The sequence below is a fragment of the Bradyrhizobium sp. 137 genome, from assembly GCF_023074095.1.
Lineage (GTDB): Bacteria > Pseudomonadota > Alphaproteobacteria > Rhizobiales > Xanthobacteraceae > Bradyrhizobium.
In genome coordinates this window covers 1-2,241 of the sequence record NZ_JADPKU010000059.1, presented here as the reverse complement: position 1 = coordinate 2,241, position 2,241 = coordinate 1, and the positions used below count along the sequence as shown (strand labels likewise).

The following is a 2,241-nucleotide window of genomic DNA, read 5'->3' as shown; positions in this document are numbered from 1 at the left end:
CCACCCCGACGCTCGCATAGAGTCAGTAAGAGCAGTTCCGGCCACGTCGCGACGGAGCTATTACAACGAAATACTGCCGGCCTTTTTCAACGGAATCGGTCATGAGCCGACGCAGTCCATTTGAGCAACGAGTCTTTTGAAAACGATCAGATGAAAGAATGATGCGGCGTTGGGACAGCGTGACTGTCGAATCACATCGCTTGCGCGAGTAGAAGTTTGAGCATTGAATCAGCGATGATACCCATAACTGCAAGTGGTTTCTCGGGTATGCCTGCGCTCTCGCAGGATGAAGCGATGCAGAGATTCGCCTAGGCTTTGGGCGCGTGATGGCTTCATGCGTAGCTGAACCGGAGAGGTACGCCTAGTCGGTCCTGCCAACTGATTGGGAGTAGCCACACGCGCCTCATGCGCGCACCTAGCGCGGTCGACGGCCAACAAACGGGAGGACAACAATGAGCACCTGGCTTAGTGAGCGAGAACAGCGTCTCGTCGCGGGCGCGGAGGCGGCATCGGCGGCAACGCCTATCCCGACCCAGATTGTCTCCAATGGCGAGTATCTCCCGCCCCCGCAGAGCGATACGCAAAAGAAAGTCGAGGCACGGATCAACGAGCTCGCTGATGTCAACGGCAGGCATCTCGGCTTGAGCCGCAGGCAGTTCTTGCACACGAGCTGCGGCATGGCGGCAGCGTTCCTCGCCATGAACGACATCTACGGCAATGTTTTCCAGGTCGCGCCCGCTGAAGCCCGCGAGCCCGAGCTGATGCTGGCCCGCGCGCAAAGCCTTGCAGGCCAATTCATCTTCGATGTCCAGACTCATTTCGTGCGGGACGACTTCGACCACAAGGAACTGTTGGGGCTGGCGGACTTTGCGAGCCAGCACTGGAATCCGAAGATGAAGGAGGAAGGCGTCTCCTCGCTCGCCCGCTACAAGTTCCAGAACTATGTGAAAGAGATCTACTACGACAGCGACACCAACATGGCGCTCCTGAGCGGCGCGCCCTTCGACGACCCGAGTTGGTGGCTGCTATCCAATGAGCAGATCGTCAAGGCGCGAGAACTGATCAACGACTTCGCCGGTTCGCGCCGCCTGCTGGCGCATAGCGTCATCACCCCCAAGCAACCCGGCTGGATGGACGAGGTGGACAAGGCGATCGAGGTCTACAAACCGGATTCCTGGAAGTCCTACACGATTGGTGATCCGCTGGCGCCCTCGAAGTTCCCATGGCGGCTCGACGACGAGCAGGTGATGTATCCGTTCTACGAGAAAGCAGTGAAGGCCGGCATCAACACGCTGTGCATCCACAAGGGGTTGCTGCCGCCCGATTACGAGAAGTCGTTCGCCGGCGTCTGGGAATATGCAACGGCGTGGGACATCGGAAAAGCCGCGAAAGATTGGCCGCAGATGAACTTCGTGATCTATCATTCGGCGCTGCGGCCGTTCCTCGAGCTACCCGATCGTGCGTGGGCGGATTTCGAGCAGACCGGCCGTATCCAGTGGGCTACCGATCTCGCGGAAATCCCGCAGAAGTTCGGCGTCACCAACGTCTATGCCGAGCTCGGCACGTCCTTTGCCAACTCGGCGGTGGCGCATCCGAAGTTCTGCGCCGCGCTCATTGGCACGCTGATAAAGGGGATGGGTGTTGACCACGTCATGTGGGGCACCGACTCGGTCTGGTACGGTTCACCACAGTGGCAGATCGAGGCGCTGCGCCGGCTCGAAATCCCGGAGGATATGCAGAAGAAGTACGGGTTTGCGGCGCTTGGCGACGCCAACAGCGCTACCAAGCAGCTGATCTTCGCGGGCAACGCAACCAGATTCTACAAGATCAAGCTGAAGGCGGCCGAGAATACCAGGATGCCGGCCTTTTCCGAGGACCGCCTCGCGGCACTCAAGAACGAGTACACGCAAGCTTCGAAGCAACCATCGAACCTGCGCTACGGCTACGTTCGCGCCGCATAGGAACGGTCCCAAGAGCGTGGGCAAGCTCCGCTGGCAATGGACGCGCGGCTCCGCAAGTCCGACTTCGATTTGGGGTCAAGATGCGGAGAACTCGGGGTAGCGAATCTAGTCCGCTATGTCTCACCGAGCGGACCCTTCCGCTCGGCCCTCAGGAGCCGACATTGCTTTATGAGTACACGGCCTAGCACTACTTTGGCAGATTGTCGGATTCCTCTGAATTTTTAGGATTCCCGAATCGATTTTTCAATGATTCATGGGTGGTCGGCTCTTGGAGGGCTGA

1 protein-coding gene is annotated in these 2,241 nt (G+C 58.9%); it reads left to right on the top strand.

The window, feature by feature from the left end; all coding sequences use genetic code 11:
* The first annotated feature begins 452 nt into the window (after nucleotides 1-452).
* Nucleotides 453-1,961, top strand: coding sequence for an amidohydrolase family protein (locus IVA78_RS18135; RefSeq protein ID WP_247275620.1), 1,509 nt, complete (start codon nucleotides 453-455; stop codon nucleotides 1,959-1,961).
* Nucleotides 1,962-2,241: the final 280 nt, after the last annotated feature.